Origin of the sequence: Paenibacillus periandrae, from assembly GCF_022458865.1 — a bacterium.
In the GTDB taxonomy this organism is placed as follows: domain Bacteria; phylum Bacillota; class Bacilli; order Paenibacillales; family NBRC-103111; genus Paenibacillus_S; species Paenibacillus_S periandrae.
The window spans coordinates 177,448-198,744 of the sequence record NZ_JAJNMU010000005.1 but is presented as its reverse complement, the minus strand read 5'-3'; the positions used below and the strand labels follow the sequence as shown (position 1 = coordinate 198,744).

The 21,297-nt window shown below is 47.7% G+C and carries 21 protein-coding genes; 17 read left to right on the top strand and 4 right to left on the bottom strand.

Going from position 1 to position 21,297, the window contains the following annotated elements; all coding sequences use genetic code 11:
* Position 1: 1 nt before the first annotated feature.
* Together LRL21_RS09895 and LRL21_RS09890 are read left to right on the top strand one after the other, a co-directional pair.
* A complete protein-coding gene (locus tag LRL21_RS09895; RefSeq protein WP_240415614.1) occupies positions 2-913 on the top strand; it encodes an ABC transporter ATP-binding protein in 912 nt (303 codons plus the stop codon).
* The gene (locus LRL21_RS09890) at positions 906-1,886 is read left to right on the top strand and encodes an ABC transporter permease (RefSeq protein WP_240415613.1); all 981 of its coding nucleotides are present in this window, start codon (positions 906-908) and stop codon (positions 1,884-1,886) included. The genes LRL21_RS09895 and LRL21_RS09890 overlap by 8 nt, the downstream gene beginning before the upstream one ends.
* A gap of 156 nt (positions 1,887-2,042) precedes the next feature.
* On the opposite strand, the gene LRL21_RS09885 is transcribed toward LRL21_RS09890, so the two are convergent.
* From LRL21_RS09885 to LRL21_RS09875, 3 genes are all read right to left on the bottom strand, one after another.
* Complete coding sequence (locus LRL21_RS09885; protein ID WP_240415612.1) at positions 2,043-2,939, bottom strand: SDR family oxidoreductase; 897 nt, start codon at positions 2,937-2,939, stop codon at positions 2,043-2,045.
* Between the two features lie 104 nt (positions 2,940-3,043).
* Positions 3,044-3,466 (bottom strand): Rrf2 family transcriptional regulator, encoded by a 423-nt coding sequence (locus LRL21_RS09880; RefSeq protein WP_240415611.1) that lies wholly within the window; start codon positions 3,464-3,466, stop codon positions 3,044-3,046.
* A gap of 78 nt (positions 3,467-3,544) precedes the next feature.
* A complete protein-coding gene (locus LRL21_RS09875) occupies positions 3,545-3,997 on the bottom strand; it encodes a MarR family winged helix-turn-helix transcriptional regulator (RefSeq protein ID WP_240415610.1) in 453 nt (150 codons plus the stop codon).
* 189 nt (positions 3,998-4,186) lie between these two features.
* On the opposite strand from LRL21_RS09875, the gene LRL21_RS09870 reads away from it, so the two are divergent.
* From LRL21_RS09870 to LRL21_RS09800, 15 genes are all read left to right on the top strand, one after another.
* Positions 4,187-4,642 (top strand): GNAT family N-acetyltransferase, encoded by a 456-nt coding sequence (locus tag LRL21_RS09870; RefSeq protein WP_240415609.1) that lies wholly within the window; start codon positions 4,187-4,189, stop codon positions 4,640-4,642.
* Between the two features lie 183 nt (positions 4,643-4,825).
* A complete protein-coding gene (locus LRL21_RS09865; protein WP_275900677.1) occupies positions 4,826-5,269 on the top strand; it encodes a MarR family winged helix-turn-helix transcriptional regulator in 444 nt (147 codons plus the stop codon).
* Between the two features lie 160 nt (positions 5,270-5,429).
* Positions 5,430-6,056, top strand: coding sequence for a nitroreductase family protein (locus LRL21_RS09860; RefSeq protein WP_240415608.1), 627 nt, complete (start codon positions 5,430-5,432; stop codon positions 6,054-6,056).
* Positions 6,057-6,113: 57 nt separating this feature from the next.
* Positions 6,114-7,061: a ring-cleaving dioxygenase gene (locus LRL21_RS09855; RefSeq protein ID WP_240415607.1), complete on the top strand. Its 948-nt coding sequence runs from the start codon at positions 6,114-6,116 to the stop codon at positions 7,059-7,061.
* Entirely contained in the window at positions 7,061-7,672 is a 612-nt protein-coding gene (locus LRL21_RS09850; protein WP_240415606.1) for an alpha/beta hydrolase, read from the top strand. The genes LRL21_RS09855 and LRL21_RS09850 overlap by 1 nt, the downstream gene beginning before the upstream one ends.
* Before the next feature lie 166 nt (positions 7,673-7,838).
* Complete coding sequence (locus LRL21_RS09845) at positions 7,839-8,246, top strand: winged helix-turn-helix transcriptional regulator (protein WP_240415605.1); 408 nt, start codon at positions 7,839-7,841, stop codon at positions 8,244-8,246.
* Positions 8,247-8,452: 206 nt separating this feature from the next.
* Entirely contained in the window at positions 8,453-8,992 is a 540-nt protein-coding gene (locus tag LRL21_RS09840; protein ID WP_240415604.1) for an NAD(P)H-dependent oxidoreductase, read from the top strand.
* A gap of 249 nt (positions 8,993-9,241) precedes the next feature.
* A complete protein-coding gene (locus LRL21_RS09835) occupies positions 9,242-10,159 on the top strand; it encodes an ABC transporter permease (RefSeq protein WP_240415813.1) in 918 nt (305 codons plus the stop codon).
* Between the two features lie 48 nt (positions 10,160-10,207).
* Complete coding sequence (locus tag LRL21_RS09830) at positions 10,208-11,086, top strand: carbohydrate ABC transporter permease (RefSeq protein WP_240415603.1); 879 nt, start codon at positions 10,208-10,210, stop codon at positions 11,084-11,086.
* A gap of 32 nt (positions 11,087-11,118) precedes the next feature.
* Positions 11,119-12,642, top strand: coding sequence for an extracellular solute-binding protein (locus LRL21_RS09825; protein ID WP_240415602.1), 1,524 nt, complete (start codon positions 11,119-11,121; stop codon positions 12,640-12,642).
* A 117-nt stretch (positions 12,643-12,759) separates the two neighbouring features.
* Positions 12,760-15,066 carry a helix-turn-helix domain-containing protein gene (locus tag LRL21_RS09820; RefSeq protein WP_240415601.1) on the top strand — a complete coding sequence of 769 codons (2,307 nt, stop codon included), beginning with the start codon at positions 12,760-12,762 and terminating at the stop codon, positions 15,064-15,066.
* A 58-nt stretch (positions 15,067-15,124) separates the two neighbouring features.
* Positions 15,125-16,294: an enolase C-terminal domain-like protein gene (locus LRL21_RS09815; protein ID WP_240415600.1), complete on the top strand. Its 1,170-nt coding sequence runs from the start codon at positions 15,125-15,127 to the stop codon at positions 16,292-16,294.
* 215 nt (positions 16,295-16,509) lie between these two features.
* Positions 16,510-17,223: a polyphosphate polymerase domain-containing protein gene (locus LRL21_RS09810; protein WP_240415599.1), complete on the top strand. Its 714-nt coding sequence runs from the start codon at positions 16,510-16,512 to the stop codon at positions 17,221-17,223.
* A 2-nt stretch (positions 17,224-17,225) separates the two neighbouring features.
* Positions 17,226-17,966: a DUF4956 domain-containing protein gene (locus LRL21_RS09805; RefSeq protein ID WP_240415598.1), complete on the top strand. Its 741-nt coding sequence runs from the start codon at positions 17,226-17,228 to the stop codon at positions 17,964-17,966.
* Between the two features lie 25 nt (positions 17,967-17,991).
* Positions 17,992-19,770 (top strand): CotH kinase family protein, encoded by a 1,779-nt coding sequence (locus tag LRL21_RS09800; protein WP_240415597.1) that lies wholly within the window; start codon positions 17,992-17,994, stop codon positions 19,768-19,770.
* Positions 19,771-19,864: 94 nt separating this feature from the next.
* Here the strand turns inward: LRL21_RS09800 and gdhA are convergent, their stop codons facing one another.
* On the bottom strand, positions 19,865-21,241 hold the full coding sequence (gene gdhA / locus LRL21_RS09795; RefSeq protein ID WP_420832435.1) for an NADP-specific glutamate dehydrogenase: 1,377 nt from the start codon (positions 21,239-21,241) through the stop codon (positions 19,865-19,867).
* Positions 21,242-21,297: the final 56 nt, after the last annotated feature.

The following is a 21,297-nucleotide window of genomic DNA, read 5'->3' as shown; positions in this document are numbered from 1 at the left end:
TATGGACGAAATCACATTGTCGGTAAAGGGTCTGAGAAAGGTGATAGGCAAGCGGGAAATTATTCAGAGTCTGGACTTTGACCTGAGGCGAGGCGAAGTGTTCGGTTTCCTGGGACCCAACGGTGCTGGCAAAACGACCACGATTAGAATGCTTGTCGGTCTGATCCGTCCCACATCCGGGTCGATTCAGGTGTGCGGCTACGATCTGCATACCCAATTTCCGGAGGCCATGCGGAATCTGGGCTGTATCGTTGAAAACCCTGAGCTGTATACGTATTTGAGCGGATGGAGCAACCTGCAGTATTTCGCGCGGATGATGGAAGGAATTGACGATGCCCGGATAGCGGATGTGGTGAAGCTGGTCGGTTTGAGTGCCAGAATTCACGATAAAGTGAAAACCTACTCGCTCGGGATGCGCCAACGGCTCGGGATTGCTCAAGCCTTGCTTGGGAATCCGAAGGTGCTCATTCTGGATGAGCCAACCAATGGTCTGGATCCTTCAGGCATCAGAGAAATGCGTGAATTCATTCGTTATCTGGCGGAGAAGGAAGGCTTGAGCGTGCTCGTTTCTAGCCATCTGCTGAGCGAAATTCAGCTGATGTGCGATCGTGTCGCGATTATATCCAAGGGTCGGATTGTCCGGGTGGACAAGGTACAGAGCCTGTTGGCCCAGCAGGAGCGGGTAAGCTGGAGGCTGCAGCCTATCGATAAGGGCTATCAGGTGTTGAGCGGGTTAACCGATTCGGTAGAAACGCGTGGGGCGCTCTTGATCACTCCCTATATGGAGCAGGAGATCGGTCGCTGGAATCAGATTCTCGTGGCAGCGGGAGTGACCGTAACCGAGATCAGCCGCAAGCTGCCGTCGCTTGAGGATCTGTTCATTGAGCTGACGGGGGGACAAGGCATTGACTAATCTGGTATTTAACGAGATGTTAAAGCTTACCGGCAAAAGAAGGCTGCTGGTCATCGCGCTCATTTTGGGGATTCTGATCTCTGTATTTACGTATGCACAATATCGGCAAGCTGAGGAAAACCGCAAGAGGTTCGGAGATGTCAATTGGCGCGTGGCGATGGAGCAGCGTATTGCGAGCTGGCAAAATCGCATTACGAGCAGTCGAACGCCAGAGGCTACACGCAAAGAGCTGGAGATTCGCATGAATCAGCAAAAATATTATTTGGAATACAATGTGAACCCTTCTGAGCCGGGTGCCCCGACGTTTGTCCGGGGTTTTGTAAAGAGTGGTATAAATCTGCTTCTGCCTTTGATGATGATGATCATTGCCGCTGATCTGGTTTCCGCGGAGCATAGCGCAGGCACGATGAAGGTGCTGCTGACGCACTCGGTACGCAGATGGCGCATATTGCTCAGCAAATATTTGGCACTCCTGCTGTCTGTGTCCTTGATCATTACGCTGTTCGGCTTGCTGTCAGCCGTCATCTCCGGGCTCGTGTTTGGCTTCCAGGGGTGGGGAGCGCCGGTACTTACCGGCTTCAAGGTAAGTGGCGGGCAGCTGGATGCATCAGGAATGCATTTAGTGCCGCAATGGCAGTATATTTTGATGGAATTGGGATTGGCGTGGTTCGTATCGGCTGTGGTAGCTACAATTACGTTCATGTTCTCCGTTCTGGTGCGCAGCACCGCGGCGGTCATGGGCATCATGCTGGCCTGTCTCATTGCAGGGACGATCCTGAGTACGATGGTTGCCTCATGGGAATCGGCTAAATATTTGTTTATGGTTAATTTGCAATTGATCAGCTATCTGGAGGATGCTGCTCCTCCGGTTGAGGGGATGTCACTGGGCTTCTCACTGCTCGTGCTCTTGGTCTGGGGCACAGCTGCTTTGATCATTTCATTCGTTTCGTTTACGAGGCGGGATGTTTATTAGTAATCAGTCGGTCCAAAGCAAGCTACTAAGTATCGTGAGAGAGTATGATTGATGTCCTGATAACTACTAACCATTAGGCAAATAACCCTGCAGCACCACGAGTCATGTGGGATTGCAGGGTTATTTCTGATGGGATTGTCGCGTCGGATAAGGAGCTTATTCAGCACCTGCAAAGGTTGACTTATTATCGGTTAAAAACTGTTTAAGGCTTGTTGGAGACTTGCCTGTCAGCTGTTGAACTGTTGCAGATGTTTGTGCATACTCACCTCGGGCGGAGGCAGTATCAAAGGAAGCATACGCCTGAGCTAACCCTTTTGGAAGGCCGATAGCTTCTAACACTTCAACTAATTTAGCCGTTTCCAACGGAACAAATTGAATGCTCTTTCCGCTGATATCGCTGGCAATTTGTGCGAGCTCGCTGCCAGAAATGGCTTCGGGTCCTGTTACGTCCACAATCTGATTGTCAGTGGTAGTGGAAGCAAGTGCCGCGGCTGCGCTCCACGCACAATCATGGCGGGTCACATAAGCGGTTGCGCCGTCACCTGTTGCTGTACCAAGAATACCGCTTGCGACTGCCTGCTGCAGCGTTGGGATCAGATTCTCGCTGTATAAATTATTGCGCAGGATCGTGTAGGAGAGACCGCTATTCTTGATCAGCTCCTCTGTGGCGTAATGATCGGGTGCAATCAGGCAGGCCGAGCCTGGTTCGGCATTAGGAATCGATGTATATACGATGTGTTTGACACCTGCCTGTACAGCAGCGTTTAGGGCATCCTTATGCTGCTTAACGCGTTGGCCCGGAACCGCAATAGCGTCCGTGCTAATTAACAACAAACGCTGTGCCCCGGCAAAGGCCTCGCTTAAAGTTTCCGGTTGATCGAAATCAGCTTTACGGACGATAACACCACGTGCTGATAGCGCAGAGAGCTTCTCGGGGTCGCGCGTAGTCGCGATAATCGGTCCCTCATAATTGGCAAGCAGCCAGTCGATAGCGATACTTCCGAGATGTCCACTTGCGCCTGTAACTAAAAGAGTTTGTTGGTTCGTGCTCATTGTGAATTCCTCCTCATAATATTCGTTCTTTAACAGTTATCCTGCAAGAGTGATGTAACCGATTTGATTACAACTAATTGAAAAAAAATAGCCCAATGAAGAGCTTATTTCTCGTTGACAAGCTGACGAGCCAGTTGTTGAACGGTAACCTCAGCAAGTTCGCGCTCCAAGGCCAGTTGGGCTGTGACCATTGTGGCACGAAGAGCGGTTTCGATGTTGGCGCCGACCGGACAATCGGGATTCGGATGCTCGTGAAAGTTGAACAATTCGTTATGATCCACGACCTCAACTGCCCTGTAAATATCCAACAATGTAATTTGCGCCGCATCCACACGAAGCGTCGCCCCACCTGTTCCAGCTCGAACTGTGATCAGACCGGCCTTTTTAAGCTGCCCCATAATTTTACGGATAATGGCCGGATTTGTGTTCACGCTTCCCGCTATGAAATCGCCTGTAATCGAAGGCATGACCGAAACGAGCGATATAATATGCACGGCTATCGAAAATCGTGAGCTAATTTTTTTCATTAGGTTCACCCTCTTGTTGTAATCATTATAGTTACAACTAATTTAAAAAGTCAAGAGTCTTGATAAACGATACGGAGATCAGTACTCTCTTTTATTTCCTTTTTTTACGAATTCCCAATCGATCTCAATATTTTTTCTAACTCTTTGCAGAAGATGAAACAATGTTTCTGATTCTTTTTCAGAAAATCCTGCTAATGCAACCGAGTCGGTATGATCTCCTTCTCTCTTCAGAAAAGAGTACGCTTGCTTACCTTTTTCAGTTGTAAACAGCCTTTTATTTTTTCTGTTCGTTTCATCGTCTTTCTTTTCAATAAAGCCTTCGATTTCAAGCTTTTGAATCGCACGTGCTGCTGTTGTTCGGTCCACCTTTATCATTTCTGCCAGCTTTTCTTGAATAATTCCCGGGTTCTCATAGATTCGAACCAAATATAAATATTGCCCTTTTGTAAGATCTATTTCCTTGAACTCTACATTACTTATGGAATCCAATGCTCTCGCGATCATTCCTACTTCACGTAGTATCTCCCTCATTTGATCACCTGCCCGTCAATTTTTATTGTATTTACAACAATAATGATTTTATATATGCTTGTAATTGTCGATGAGTTCATTATGACGATTTTTGCAAAATAAATAAACACAGAAAGGAGTGAAGGGTTGCTAACTGCATGTATAACAACTAACTTACCAACCATTATCTGATCATTGGGAGTGAATCGTTTGGAGTTTAAAATCGATGATTTAACCGGAACCGAAATAATCGCATTGATCAGTGAGCATGTACAGAGCATGTTTGAACATTCCCCACCGGAAAGTGTGCATGTTTTAAATTTGGATGGATTGAAAGCACCGGAAATCACCCTCTGGAGTGCCTGGGAACAGGGCAACCTCTTAGGTTGTGGTGCTCTTAAAGAACTGGAGCGCGATCATGGTGAAATCAAGTCCATGCGTACTTCTACCCAGCATCTTAGAAAGGGCATTGCATCACAAATGCTTGCCTATATCATCGAGGAAGCTAAGCAGCGAGGTTATCGACGACTGAGCTTGGAGACCGGATCTATGGAAGCTTTCGAGCCGGCTAGAAAATTATATGAACAATTTGGATTTGAATACGGCAGTCCGTTTGCAGATTACACTGAAGACCCCAACAGTGTTTTTATGACGAAAAAATTGTAAGCAAGTAAAACAAAAATCCGTGAGGGGGACTCTAACACTGCAGTCTGGAACCTGCTTTTCAAATACTGCCATGATGATCACTTTGATTTAAAAATAGATGCTTGACAATTACATGCAAATAAAGTATCTTTAAATTAAGATAATAACTGAAGCCAACCACCGAACATTCAAGAGGTGAGAATTATGGACAATATGAGGAATGATTCGCTCGATCTTTTTATAGCACTTTCCAGAGCCAGCCAGTGGGTAAATGCTCATGCGGACCGGGATATTCGTCAGCGGGGTCTGAACAGGACCGAGTTCGGTGTTCTGGAGCTCTTGTACCATAAGGGAGCGCAGGCTATTCAACAAATTGGCAGTAAGGTGCTGATGAGCAGCGGTAATATTACTTACGTTGTCGATAAGCTTGAGCAAAAGAAATTGGTTTCACGAAGAGCTTGCACCGAAGACCGACGTCTTATTTTTGCGGAAATAACCGAGACAGGCAAGCAGTGGATAGAAGAAGCATTCCCCGGACACACTGAGGTTATCGAACGGGCGATGAACGGATTATCCGCTGAGGAAAAGCAGGCTGCCGCCCAATTGCTCAAAAAACTCGGCAAGTATGCGCAGGAAGGCTTTAAATAGTGTCTTACACGGTCAGCAATCGCGATATGATCAGGGGTGGCAGATAGCAGCATAACAGGCTTCATTGTTTATCTGCCGCTTCAATATCTTTAAATTAAGAATCTTAGATTTTATGATTTACATAGTCAATAATAACCAATCATACCGAGGAGGCATTATCATGAGCGATTTTATTAATTTATTAAAAGCACGAAGATCAGCTACTAAATTTATACCAGGGGTCGAGATTACGGATCAGGAGCTGGAGGAAATTTTTAGTCTCGTAAAATTCGCACCCTCCGCTTTTAACTTGCAGCATGCTCACTATGTAGTCGTGAAGGATCCCGAGGTTAAAAATAAGGTGTACGAAGCCGCCTACAAACAATATAAAGTGCAAAGCGCCTCCGCAGCCATTGTAGTTCTGGGCAATAAGGAAGCTTACAAGGATGCCGGAAAGATCAATGAAGGATTGCTGCATCTTGGTGTCATTAATCAACAGGAATACGATATGACCGTGGAGTCGGTTCACAGCTTTTATGAAGGAGGAGGCGAAACGTTCAAGCGTGAGGAAGCGATTCGCAATGCCGGTATTTCCGCGATGCTGATGATGCTGGCTGCCAAGGAGAAGGGCTGGGACACCTGCCCGATGATCGGTTTTGACCCGAAGGCTGTAAGTGAAGTGCTCGATATTCCCGATACACATGTTCCGGTTTTGTTGATTACGATTGGAAAAGAAGATACCTCGAAGCTGCGGCCGCGCGGCTATCGTAAGCCCGTCGGTGAATTTGTCAGCTTCAACAAGTTTTGAATCGAAATAAGCAGGTTATAGAATGATAATCTAAATGAAAATAAGGAGCTGGAGAAGATGAGTCAACAAACGAAAGGTATTCATCACGTTACCGCATTTGTTAGGGATGCACAGCAAACCGTTGATTTTTACGCAGGAGTGCTTGGACTACGCTTGATTAAGAAGACAATTAATTTTGATGCGCCAGAGGTATATCATTTGTATTTTGGCAACGAGCTGGGAAACCCGGGCACAATTATCACATTCTTTCCGTATGCAGGCTCGCGTAAAGGGCGAATTGGCGGAGGACAGGTTGGTTACACAACCTATGTGGTACCGACAGGTACGTTGGATTATTGGGAAGCACGGCTGAAAAGCTTTCAGATCTCGGTCACGAAAACGGAGCGGTTTGGCGAGATGTATGTGCAGTTTGCCGATAAAGATGGGCTGCGCCTTGAAATCGTGGAGCGGGAAGCCGGACCATTAAGCCAATGGTCGATTGGCGGCGTTCCGTCGGATAAGGCGATCAAAGGATTCGGTGGAGCGATTCTGTACAGCATGGCGCCTGAGCAAACCGGGAATCTGCTGGTAGAGGTGATGGGACTCACAAAAATCGCACAAAACGAGACGTATACCCGTTATGCAGCGACAGGTGATTTGGGCAACCTTATCGACGTTAACATCCATCCGATGGAGCTGGGTGCGGGAGGTGCAGGAACCGTTCATCACATCGCTTGGCGCGCGAAGGACGATGTGGATCACGGACTGTGGAGAAGCCATGTTGAGCAGCACGGGCTTCATCCAACACCCATTATAGACCGACAATACTTTAATGCGATTTATTTCCGGGAAACCGGCGGTATATTGTTTGAGATTGCTACAGATCCACCGGGCTTTACACGAGATGAGGTGCCGGAGGCACTTGGTGAGAAGCTGATGCTGCCCGAATGGCTCGAAGCCCGTCGTTCACAAATTGAAACTAATTTGCCCCCTATTCAGGTACGGGCGTTGGAGGGGAATATCTAATGAAGCATGTATTTCGACAGGGTTCAGACCCGAACGCACCCGTGATGATTTTGTTTCATGGTACGGGTGGTACGGAGCACGACCTGCTGCCGTTAGCGCAAAGCATCGCACCGACCTCTTCCGTACTTGGCATCAGGGGCAATGTGTCGGAGAATGGTATGAATCGGTATTTCCGCAGACTGGCCGAGGGCGTGTTTGATGAAGAGGACTTAATATTGCGTACGCAGGAGGTCAAAGATTTTCTTGATCTTGCCGCTGCAGATTATGCACTGGATCGCCGAAATTTCGTCGCTATCGGTTATTCCAATGGTGCCAATATTGCAGGCAGCCTGCTGTTCCATGTTCAGGATGTTTTCCGTGGAGCGATTCTGCATCATCCAATGGTGCCGCTGCGTGGACTGCAGCTGCCTGATTTATCGGCAATTCCCTGCTTCATCGGTGCGGGCAGGAATGATCCGCTATGCACGCCACAAGAAACCGAAGAGCTGGAAGGGCTGCTTAGCGGCGCAGGCGCTCCTGTAACGCTTCATTGGGAGAACGCAGGTCATCAGCTCACCAAAACAGAGGTAGCCGCTGCTGCGGTGTGGTACAACTCGAATTTTGCAGGATGAACAATAAATCGGTGAAATCCGCTCCGTTCAGGGAGCGGATTTTTTTTGAAGCGATTGGCAACAGCAATTTCTTTACAAAATCACATAATTCCGATAGCATAATACTCAATAAGAGCGTACACTGTCTAACTTTGATTAGGTGTTCATTAGAAGGGAAGTGTCATACATGGAGGCTTCAAATGCCAGAAGATACGAACTGAATGGCAAAAACTTTCAATGTCCGATAGAGCTTTCAGTATCCGTCATTGCCGGCAGATGGAAACCATCGATCTTATTCAAGCTGTTGGATGGAAAGAAGCGATATGGAGAGCTGAAAAAACTGATTGAGGGCATAAATCATAAAATGCTAGCCGAACAGCTGCGCGATTTAGAGGAGGCAGGCCTCATTAGCAGACATGTTTACCCGGTTGTTCCTCCCAAGGTGGAATACGAATTGACCGCTCTTGGCGAAGGCTTAAGAACGGCTATTATCTCTTTAATGCAATGGGGCGAGCAGTTCCGGTTGGAAGCGACAGCTATACGCGAAGAGTCACCTGACCAGGAAGAGCCAACAATCGTTTCTATACGTGCATAATCGGTCCCACACAGGGGCTTAATTACACGATAACGGCAGTCTAAGCATGAACTTCATGCTCGGATTGCCATTTTTTTGTTGCGCTCAATAAGTTCCGTTCTTCCCGTTTGGTAAGTATTAACCCAAAAAGTGCGTACTTACTAATTTAAAGCAGATAATATATGATTAGCTTGTTGAAAAATACAGATGAATTGGAGCGAATCCCAATGAAAACTTTAGTTATAGCAGCACATCCTAACCTTGCTTCTTCCCGTATTAATAAGGCGTGGATCGAAGAACTGCAAAAGCACGACAATGTGACCGTTCACTCCTTATATGAGGTCTATCCCGATGAAGCCATAGATACAGCTCGTGAGCAGGAGCTTCTGAAGGCACATGATCGTATTATTTTTCAATATCCACTCTATTGGTACAGCACGCCACCGTTGTTGAAAAAATGGTTTGATGCTGTGCTCCAATACGGCTGGGCTTACGGTCCGGGCGGCGACCATTTGCAGGGCAAGGAAATCGGAGCAGCGTTGTCCACCTACGGCACGAGTGAATCGTATCAGCCGGATGGCTCTAATCGTTTCACGCTGCGTGAGATCGTCAGACCCATCGAAGCGCTGGTACATTTTGTCGGTGCCAACTACGTGCCGCCTTTCACGCTTAGCGATGTTACGAACGTAACCGATGAGCAGCTGGCGCAAAGCCAGGTTGAGTATGTTAACCATATTACAGCCGAATCAGCGGCTTTGAAAGCATAATATTCAGTCTGGAATCATCGATAACCGCTGCAATAATCCGTTCCGAACAGGGAGCGGATTTTTTGTTTTTTTCTAATTTTCCGCGGTGCGACGGGCTTTTTTGGATTGAAAAAAAGTCTAATTGCGGAAATGTTGACGTTCCACTAGGATGTGATTACTGCTGGTGCACAAAGCTGACAAGAGAGGGGGTGTAGTAAGGAAATGAATCAAGATATGACGTCTGACATGAGATCGGCTGCCCCAAAGACGATGAGGAAAAGTCGTTCACGAGTGTTGGCTATTCTGATGCGGGATAAGTATTTATATTTGCTGGCGCTGCCAGGTATCCTGTATATCATTATTTTTAAATATGTCCCCATGTGGGGAATCGTTATCGCTTTCCAGGATTATTCTCCGTATCGGGGTGTGATGAACAGCGCGTGGGTGGGATTCGAGCATTTCAACCGGTTTTTCTCCAACCCGGATTTTATGCTGCTGTTTCGTAATACGATGGCGATTAATATGTTGAATTTGGTGTTTTACTTCCCGCTGCCGATACTGGTGGCTCTGCTGCTCAATGAGGTGGTAGGTAATAAATTCAAAAAGACGGTACAATCGATCGTTTATCTGCCGCATTTCCTGTCATGGGTTATTATAGTCGGGATTACCATCCTGATGCTGTCCAGAAGCGACGGTGTTATTAATAATATGATCGTAGCGCTCGGATTTCCCAAGGTAGATTTCCTGACGAATCCTAATCTGTTCTGGGGATTGTTAACGGTGCAGTCGATCTGGAAGGAAGCGGGCTGGGGAACCATTATATTTTTGGCGGCAATGGCGGGGCTTGACCCTCAGCTGTACGAAGCGGCACGTATGGACGGTGCCAAGCGGCTGCGTCAAATGTGGCATATTACGCTGCCAGGTATTCGCAATGTCATCTTGATCCTGCTGATCCTGCGTATCGGCAATATTATGGATGTTGGATTTGAGCAGGTGTATTTGATGAAAAATGGGGCCGTGTCCGAGGTGGGGGATGTATTTGATACGTATGTGTATCGTCTCGGAATTCAGCAGGGGCAGTTCAGCTTTAGTACGGCGGTTGGTTTGTTCAAGTCGGTCATAGGGCTTGTGCTCGTATTAATCGCGAACAGTCTGACGCGGCGGTTCGGTGAAGAGGGCGTTTACTAGGTTTTTCATTTAGAAGTGGGCGCTTATCCAGTAAGGCAGGGGGATACTATGAGGAAAAGCAAGGAAGATCTCCTTTTTCCGATTTTTAATTATTTCTTGTTATCAGTGATTAGTCTGATTACGATCTTTCCGCTTTATTATGTATTTGTCGTTTCGTTCACTGATCCTTCTGAATATGTAAAGGGCGGGATGCAGTTTTTCCCAAGCAAATGGACGCTGGTTTCCTACAAATATTTGCTATCCACACCAGCCTTTATGAATGCAACGTTGGTCAGCGGCTTTCTAGCAACCGTAGGCACAGCATGCAGTCTCATTGTGACAGCGGCTCTGGCGTATACGCTATCTCGCAAAAGAATGCTGGCACGACGGCTCATTATGCTGCTTGTGTTATTCACGACCCTGTTCAATCCGGGACTGATCCCTCCTTACTTGCTGGTACGGGACATGCATTTAATCAATAGCCTGTGGTCGTTGATTATTCCGGTATTGACCAGCGGATGGTATATTTTGCTGATGAAGGGCTTCTTCGACAGCATCCCGGACAGTCTGGAGGAAGCTGCACTGATGGACGGCTGCAATGATATCGGCGTCTGGTTCAAAATTATTTTACCGTTGTCGCTTCCGGCGATGGCGGCATTCGGTCTCTTTTATGCGGTCGGGTATTGGAATACGTTTTTCTCGGCGGTATTGTATATGAGCGATGCGTCCAAATGGCCGCTTCAGGTGCTGCTGCAAAATATGCTGATTGATTCCTCAACAGCAGCGGGTGGTGCGGCAGCTCAGGAAATGATGAATGAGCAGACGATTCCTCCGGAAACTTTGAAAATGGCAGCGGTCGTGATTGCAACGGTACCGATCCTGCTCGTTTATCCTTTTTTACAAAAGCATTTTGCCAAGGGTGTTATGGTAGGTTCGGTTAAGGGATAAGATAGCCAAACATATATGGGAGGGTTTATAGAGTGAAACAACAACAGCATGTTATAGTTAAAGGATCGACGCTGCTTCTGGCAGCAAGTATTGCCTTGACGGGCTGCGGTGTAGAGGGCGGCAAAACCGAATCTCAGGGAGCGGCCACACCAAGCAAGCCGACAGAAGTGTCGATTATGACCAACTTCAGCACGCCGGAGCCACCGGGTCCCGATAACGTGATCGTTCAGGAAATTGGCAAGCGCACGAATACAAAATTGAATATTCAATGGGTGTCTCCCAACAACTATACAGAGAAAACGAAGGTAACGCTGGCCTCCGGTGATATTCCCGATTTGATGTTTGTCGATCCGTTCGATCCGCTGGTGCTGCAAATGGCCAGAGACGGGGCATTCTGGGAAATTACGCCTGATATGATCAAAAGCTATCCGAACCTTGCGGCCTATCCTAAGGAGGTATGGACCAACTCCAAGCTGCAGGATGGCAAAAATTACGGTATTCCGGCCGTGCGTCCTTTAGGTGGCTGGTCGTACCCGAATATTCGTAAGGATTGGCTCGATAAGCTGGGACTCAAAGTGCCAGAAACCATTGATGAGCTGTTCCAGACGATGAAAGCATTTACCTTTAACGATCCGGACGGCAACGGCAAGCAGGATACGTACGGACTGGCCGGCAATGTTGGAACGTTCCTGTTTGAGCCGCTGTTCAACTCAACACAAGGCAAATGGAAGATGAAGGACGGCAAGCTGACCCACATTTATCTGGAAACGGAAACACGCGATGCGATTGCTTTTCAGAAAAAGCTGTATGACGAGAAGGTCATTCCTGAGGATTTTGCAGTTCTGAAAACAAGCCAGTTTGAGGATATGGCGAAGGCCAACAAAGCGGGCATCTGGACCGATACGGTAGAAGCCTCATGGCGTCCAACGGAAGAGCTGAGGAAGACGATTCCGAACGCCGATATGATGCCGATTACGTATCTGATCAGCCCGAGCGGCAAAAAGATGGTGTACCAGTTCCGCGGTCTGAACGGGATTTATGTCATCCCCAAAAAAGTGTCCGAAACGAAGCTTAAAACGATTTTGCAGCTGATGGATTACGGCTCCTCCGAGGAAGGTGCGAACCTGGCCTGGTACGGACTTAAAGATGTGCATTATACCGAAAAAGACGGCATCAAGACAGCAACCGAGCAAGCAAAAAAGGATATCGTCTCGCAAAGCGCACTTGGCAAAATCTTCAGCCGCGACGAGAAATATTTGTGGGCGTACCGTACGGGCATGCCAAACGATATCTTTGAGCGCAACAAAAAAATTATCGACGAGCGCGCCAAATACGCGATTCCGGATATCGGCTATGGTCTGTACTCGGAAACCGCGATCAAGCTGGGTGCGGAATTCGACAAGAAAACCGACGATCTGAAGGTTAAGATCATTATGGGCAAAGAACCGCTTACCGCTTGGGATGAATGGGCGCAGAAGCTGTCCAAGGACGCAGATTTCCAAAAAATTATTAAAGAAACCAACGATTCTTATCAATCGAGAATGGCCAATAAATAGGATAAGTATCGTATCATCATTATTAGCGTGCTGGACTATTTATTGTCATATGATATGACCAGGCTCATGGGAGGCATCTCTCATGGGCCTTACCCCTACTAGAATACAGGTGAATGGATGATACGATTCAAGTGGCGTAAACGAACAGATACCCGAACCTACCGAGGTCACGTCTTCCAGCGGAGTTTGGTCCTGATTTTGCTGGTTACGATCATTCCAACCATACTCATATCCGTCAGCAGCTACTATATTGGGGTTCGGTATATTGAACGTGAGGTTGAAAGAACCCACAGCCTGCAGCAGGAATACACCATCAAACAGGTTAATGATGCGTTGAGTCATCTTCAGGTCAGTATGAATCAGTGGGCGCTTAATCCGATTATGAGCGAAAAGCTGCGAGGCATCGATTTTAAGGACAATTACGCGCTGACGATGGAATTCTATCAGTCACTGACTGTTATGAACAACAGCAGTGCATTGATTGATCAGGTTTATGTGTATCTGGACAATCCGTCCAGACTCGTCTCCGACAGTCAAGGCATTCGCAAGCTCAGTACGGAGGAAGCGGAGCTGTACCATAATTTGATGACGAGCAAGGAACGTCTTTTCTGGCGAAGCCTGGATGCTGCGGGAAAACCGGGCATGTTTGTTATTCACAAGCTTCCGGTTATCGGGGAGCCCTTCGGTGCAATCCTGGTCCGTCTGAACGAAAAGCAGCTTATGAACATCGCAGGTTTCGATGAAAGTCTGGGCGGGACGATTTTTATCCGCAATTTGGATGGTTATTTGTTATCCCGCGACGATTTCTCCCCCAGAATCAAAAGCTTGAATGAAGCGATCGAGCAGGAGATTCATACGAGGACGGAGCTTTCATCCTTTCGCTGGAGCTGGAACAACGAGCCTTTTTTTGTGTCGACCTCTACGATACCATTAACCTCCTGGCAGCTGGTTTCGGCGGTCCCGTTATCTGAATTCGTTAAACCGATTGTGATCGTCTCCAGACTCATACTGGGAGTCGGGATTGTTGGGTTTATTTTGATATTATTCAGCTCGTGGTATGCTTCGGTTCGACTTTATCAGCCGATTCATCGACTGGTCCGTACCTTCATTTCGCCTTCAGGCTTCGAGCCGCTGCTCGTTCCCAAGGATGAGATTACCTACATTGAGGATCAATGGCGTCATCTGAACAGTGAAAGCCATATGCTGCAATCGCGGCTGGAGGCGCATTATTCGACCTTGAAGATCGGCTTCCTGCTGCAGCTGGTGCAGGGCCACTTATTACTGCTCAACGAGGATGAAATCAGACAACGGCTGGAGCAGTATGGCTGGGAAACGGAAAATAAGCGATTTGTCGTTGTTGTCGTGCAGCTGCTTGGGTTTCAACAACTCAAAGGGGCATTTCGTGATGATGAGCAGCCTCTGGTTACTTTTGCGGCAGCGAACATTATTGAAGAGCTGACCCAGCACGACGATGTGTGTGTAATGAATTTGCACGATCTGTCCGTGGGCTTGTTTATTATGTTTCCTGACCGTATCTCCTCTTCGGAAATATCGAATCGGTTGAATGAAATGGCTGCTGAAATCGGTCAAAGCCTGCATCGGATTCTAAAGATGGATACGGTTGTAGGGTTAGGTAAAACGATGTCCTCGATCAGTCAGGTCCCGAATGCGTGGGCAGAGGTGCAGCAGGCACTACGGCACAGAAAGCTGCATGAATCGAATCAAATTATAGATTTAAATGAACCGATGAATGAGGACAAAAGCGCGGCCAAATACCCGTTTACGGTTGAAAATGACCTGATTCATTCGCTGTTTATCGGCCTTGGCGATGACAGCCGGAGGCTGCTGAACGTCTTTTTTCAGGAACTGAAAAAAAATTCGGAGCTGGAGCTGTTCCTGCAGCAGGGCAGTCTCAAGCTGCTTGGCTCTATTCAATCCTCGATAATGCAGTCGGGAATTATTCAGGCAGGCTCCTTATATGATTGGGGCCAGCTGTACGCGGAGCTGTTGGCGCTGAAGGATATTGATGCGATGTGCGCCTGGTTTGACGACAAAATCATCCAGCCGCTCATTACTGAGCTTGCGCATAACCAGAACCATAAAGCCCGACAGTTGATCGAAATTGCGATCGGTATGATACGTGCCGAGTACGATACGGATATTTCACTTGATCTGTGCGCGGATCGCCTCGGAATTGCTGCGTCCAGCTTGAGTAAAATGTTTTTCCAGGTGACCGGCCTGCACTTTGTTGATTATATTACCAAGGTTCGATTGGATCATGCCAAGCACTTCCTGATGCATTCCGATCTGAAAATGCAGGAAATTGCCGTGCGGATCGGCTACCAGCCGGCTTATTTCAACCGGATCTTCAAGAAGATGGAAGGGATGACCCCAAAGGACTTCCGCGAGCTTCACAAAGTTTAAAGCTGAATGACATGTTAATACATCCTATGAGAAGTGCAGGGAAGGGAGCTTTTTGACATTGAAGGTTATAGAGCAGCTAAGTCAGATACAGCATCACATAGAGTCGATCGAGGTTTACCGTTATGATGTGGATGTGCAGCGTAATTTTAGTCACGGTTCATGGAGCAATCGCATCCACGGTTTTATCCGAGTCACGGCTGCAGGTCAATCAGGTTGGGGAGAAAATATAATTGCCGTGAATCAGGATCAGCTGGATTTGCAAGCGTGGCTGGATTCGTTTCAACCCTTAATCGGCCTGCGCATTTCAGATGGCATTGCATGGCTAATGAGCCATTTGCAGCAGAATGGGTCCAAAGCGACCGAAATGCTGGAGACGGCTTTGGTCGATCTGGCCGGAAAGCTGCTGGGTGTGCCAGCCGCTGTCTTATTGGGTCTGGAAGGGACCGAGGCTGTTCCTGGCTTGTATTGTATTTTGGAGAACGATACCGCAGTCGTGAAGGATAAGGCGCGGCTGTCGCTTGAGCAAGGCTATCGGACACATCTCAAGGTGAAGCTGTTCGGAGATATCGAGCTGGATAAGGCGGTTGTTCAGGCAGCTCGTGAGGTCGTTGGTCCAGAGGTGTTTATCGTGGGCGATGTTAATGATGGCTACCGCAAGAAGCAAAGCGCTGACAGCCTGGATGGTCTTACGGCTGTGCTGCTTCAGCTTTATGCGGTTGGATTGAACGCTTGTGAGGACCCGGGGAGCCTGACGACTGAACAGTGGATAGAGCTGCAAAATCGGGTCGGTGGGCTGCAGCTGCTTCCAGATGCGCCGCTGCGTCCTGCTGTCAAAGCGATTCAAACGGCTGCTCCGGGTATGGGCGGCATCTACAACATCCACCCAGGCTGCGCAGGCTCATTAATTCACGCCGTGGAATTGGCAAGAACGATTCAGGGCTTCGGCGCCAAGCTGATGATCGGCGATGACAGTCTGGTCGGACCTGCATGCACCGTGTGGCAGCAGCTGGCGATAGGATTAGGCGCCGATTGGGTCGAAGCCTTGGAAAAGCCTGGTGAGTCTGAGGGCTTCGAGTCCTGCGTTCTGACACAGGCTACCTCGCGCAGTGCCGATGGTCAAGTGTGCGTAACAGAGCCTGCGGCGGGCTTCGGTTTGTATATCGACCAGGAGCGGCTGTTGGCAGTATGTAAGGATTACTATCGAATTTCTCAAGAGTTAACGGTGTAGCAGTAATATACCAGTATGTAACGAAGCGAAGCGTGGTCACCTCCTTGGAGGGGCCGCGTTTTTTGTGCATTCAGTTCTATATGATCTTAATTTATTAAGGAATTGTAAATATTCAGTTCGTATTCAGGCACTGCTTAGAAACAGTTCAGGTAAGCAGGTTAAGATGTGTTTGTAAGCAAGAGTGCTGCGCAGGCTTGGATAGAAAGGGGTGCCATATGAATAAGCAGCTGAAATATCGCCATGAACTGAAGTTCTTCATCAATCAGCATCAATTTTATTTGATCCGCCAGCGACTTAAAAGCCTGATGAGCCAGGACAACAATGTGGGTGCAACAGGAGAGTATCACATCCGCAGCCTGTACTTTGATGATGTGAGCAATAAAGCGCTGCATGAGAAGCTTGGCGGTATCCGGGACCGGGTCAAATACCGGATTCGGATCTATAATGTGCAGGACAATGTGATTCATTTTGAGAAAAAAATCAAATTCAATGATTACATCGCTAAAGTGAAGGAACCGATCAGCAGAGCAACGTATGAAGCTGTTGTTGCAGGAAATTTTGAAGTATTGAATGAGCCCGACAAGCCTTTATTGTTGGAATTGTATCAGGAGATGAAGCACAAGCTGCTGCGCCCCAAAGTGATAGTCGATTATGTGCGGGAACCTTACGTCTGTCCGAGCGGCAATGTGCGCATTACATTCGATAAAGAGCTAAGGACCGGTCTGCACGCTACTGACATATTCAATAAGGATCTGCAAGCGGTTCGTGCCATCGATGAGAATCTGATCATCCTGGAGGTCAAATACGATGAATATATTCCCGAGTATATCCGGGCAGCCATTCAGCTTGAAGGGTTGAATCGGCAGTCCGCTTCCAAATATGTGATGTGCCGCAAGTTTCTGAAATTTAATACGTGGGAGGATTATTAATTATGGATACTGCAATTGCTGCAATAACGGAAACTGCTGCTGCCACTACTTCTACAGGTGCGACGGCTGCTACCTTTACCGATTTACTTAAAAAGTCGGTCGTCAAAAACTTTGTTTCTGATATCGATCTTACCAAAATGCTGCTTACTTTGGCGGTTGCCTTTTTTATCGGGTTCTTTATTTACCTGCTCTACAAACGGGTTTTCAGTGGTGTTCTGTATTCCAAGAGCTTCAACATTTCACTGATCGGGATGACCATGGTTACGGCAATGGTGATTATCGCGGTCAATTCCAATCTGGTGCTGTCACTTGGGATGGTTGGTGCCTTGTCCATCGTTCGTTTCCGTACACCGATCAAGGACCCTACTGATCTGATCTTCCTGTTCTGGGCAGCTGCAGCGGGAATAGTATCTGGAGCCGGCTTCTATACCCTAGCTTTTGTCGGTTCAGCCATCATTGGTGTCATGATGTTTCTGTTTATCAAAAAAACATCCTTCGAAACTCCATACTTGCTGGTGATCAACTGCGATGGAGATGATGCAGAGAAGCAGGTTCATACTGTTGTAGAGAAATTGGTGAAAAGATACAACGTGAAGCAAAAAACCGTAACTCACGGCAATATCGAAATCACGCTTGAGCTGCGTTTGAATGACAACGAAGGTGCTTTTGTCAATAAAGTTTCGGGATTGGACGGCGTCAGAAATGCCGTGCTGATTAGCTACAGCGGCGACTACGTGTCTTAAACGGAATGACTGGAAAGGAGGTTGTATGATGAAAGCCAAGTGGATAGAGCTGCTGCTAGGTATCAGTCTTGTATTCGGATTAGCGGGCTGCACGGTAACAGACAGCATTTCAGCTGTGAGCAGCAGCGCCGTATCTTCGGCAGCGGTCAGCAATCAGCAGAACCAAGCGACGCAAGTATTTCCCAAGGACCATGTGGTTGATGTAAAGATTACGATGGCTGCAGCCGATTTTCAGGATATGCTGGAAAATGCCAGTCAGGAGGAGTTTAAAACGGCCTCTGTGGACTACAACGGACAGCACTTTGACCATGTAGCGATCCGAACCAAAGGAAATCTCAGCTTGAGAAGTGTAGTAAGCTCCGATTCCGACCGATACAGCTTCAAAATCTCGTTCGACGAATATATATCGAGCCAGCAGCTGTACGGCATCAGTAAAATCAATCTGAACAACAATTACAGCGATGCCTCTTATATGCGCGAATTTCTAACCTATGAGCTGGCGGAACGATTAGGCTTGCCGACTCCCGGATATTCCTTTGTGAATGTATATGTAAATGGTGAGCTCAAAGGCTTTTATTTGGCAGTGGAGCAAATCGGCGAGTCGTATCTGGAACGTAATTTTGGCAACGCTTATGGTGCGTTGTATAAAGCTAATGGTGGCAACGGCAGCGAATTAACATGGCTGGAAACGATGGATGCCTATAAAGGACTGGATTTGAAATCGAAATCCTCGAACGATAATGTTATTCTCGACATGCTCAAGGAGCTGAACACAGGTACGGATTACAGTAAGGTGCTGGATGTCGATGAAGCACTCAAATTCATCGCGCTAAATGTACTGACTGCGAATATGGACAGCTATCTCGGTACCAACAAGCATAATTATTATTTGTATGAGAACAAAGGAATATTCTCGGTATTGCCATGGGATTACAATATGGCGTTTGGTGGTCTTGGAGGATCGGGTATTCTCATTGACGAGCCGACCCAAGGCACGCTTTCGGAGAGGCCTCTGATCGATAAGCTGCTTAAGGTGGATGCTTACAAGCAGAAGTATCATAAGTATTTGACGGAAAGCATCGAAGGCTACTTATCGGGTGAAGTATTTGCAGCCCGTGTGCAGGAGCTGTCCCAGCTGATTTCAGGCTATGTGGAACAAGACCCTACCGCTTTTTACACCTATGATGAATATCTAAAAGGCGTCACTCAGCTGACCACCTTTGCAGCTCAGCAGGTTGCTACGATTGCCAAGCAGCTGGATGGCACCTCGCCTTCCTCGGGTGATGGAAGTGGCAGCGGCGGTGGTATGGGAGGCGGCGGTATGCGTGGTGGCATGGGCGGCAAGCCTGGTGCAGGTGCAGCAAATGTGCAGGATGCCGTTCTCGCTTCACAGACCGCTCGGACGGGACAGAGCGCTGTGTCTTCCGGGCAATCTACAGCAGCGGTACAGCCCGCGCAGATGGCAGGAAATGGCCAAACGAGTCAGACTACTCAATCACAGCCAGCGGGTCAAGGAGCAACTAACCCAGCCAATCCAAATGGCCAGGCAGGGCAAATGGCTGATCGTCAAGGCGCACCAGGTGGTATGGAAGCAGGAGGCCAAGGAGGTCCTCCTGGCGGTATGGGTATGGGTCGAGGTGGACAAGGGGGACCTGGAGGACCCGGAGGTATGGGTGGCGGCCCAGGCGGGCAAGCCAACGAACAGCAAGGCACGGTACGTGAGGCTGTAGCTGCAGGCACCGCATTCGTTATTCTTTTATTATCCTGTGTCTTCGTTGCTCGTTATAAACGCAAGAGGCTATGAATTATCGATGCATACACATTAACAACAAAAAACAAGGACAACCGCTATGGGTTTGTCCTTGTTCGGTATGTGCCGCAACAGCAGGCGATATAAATTAAATAATACCTTGTGCAATCATGGTGTCTGCAACTTTAATGAATCCGGCGATATTAGCACCAACAACAAGGTTGCCGGGATATCCGTATTCTTCAGATGCTTCTACGGAATTTTTGTAAATGTTTTTCATGATCACATGAAGCTTGTCATCCACTTCGTGGAAGCTCCATGAATATCTCATGCTGTTTTGCGCCATTTCAAGTGCAGATACCGCTACGCCGCCAGCATTGGCTGCTTTAGCAGGTCCGAACAGCACATCAGCTTCCAGGAATACGTCGATCGCTTCAAGTGTACAAGGCATATTGGCACCTTCACCAATCGCTTTAACACCGTTGGCAACCATCAATTTCGCCGCAGCTTCATCAATTTCATTTTGCGTTGCAGAAGGAAGGGCGATATCACACGCGATGGACCAAATATTTTGGCAGCCTTCGAAATAAGAAGCTGTTGGGTGCTCCAGTACATAATCGGAGATACGCTTTCTCTCGACTTCTTTCAATCTGCGAACGGTGTCAAGCTTAATGCCATCCTTATCGTAGATATATCCATTGGAATCGCTGCAAGCTACAACCTTGGCGCCTAATTGTGTAGCTTTTTGGATCGCATAAATCGCTACGTTACCGGAACCGGAAACGACTACTGTGCTATCTTCAAAGCTTAAGCCCTTGGATTTCAGCATTTCATTAACAAAGTATACCGCGCCATAGCCGGTAGCTTCTGTACGTGCCAGGCTGCCTCCGTAAGTAAGGCCTTTCCCTGTAAGTACGCCAGCTTCATTGCCACCGCGAATACGTTTGTATTGTCCAAACAAAAAGCCGATTTCCCGGCCGCCTACACCAATATCTCCCGCAGGTACGTCGGTGTCAGGTCCGATATATTTGTTCAGCTCTGTCATAAAGCTTTGGGTAAAACGCATAACTTCGCCGTCGGATTTGCCTTTTGGATCAAAGTCGGAACCGCCTTTACCGCCACCGATAGGCTGACCGGTCAAGGAGTTTTTGAAGGTTTGCTCAAAGCCGAGGAATTTGATAATGCTGGCATTAACGGAGGGGTGAAATCTCAGTCCACCTTTGAAAGGTCCAATTGCACTGTTAAATTGTACGCGGAAACCACGGTTTACTTGTACTTTACCATTGTCATCTACCCAAGGTACGCGGAAGGAAATCATGCGTTCCGGCTCGACGATTCTTTCGAGCACACCATGTTCCATATATTTCGGATGCTTAGCGATGACAGGAATGAGGGATTCGAGAATTTCTTTAACCGCTTGATGAAATTCACTCTCATTTGGGTTGCGGCTTACAACAGTTTCAAAGACGCTTTGCACATAATTGCGTGCTCTTACATCAGCTTCGTTCGTGGATTGAACAGTAATCACAGGGTCTAACCACCTTCGTCGAGTAATTTCGTATTCCAAAGTCTACAGAATAT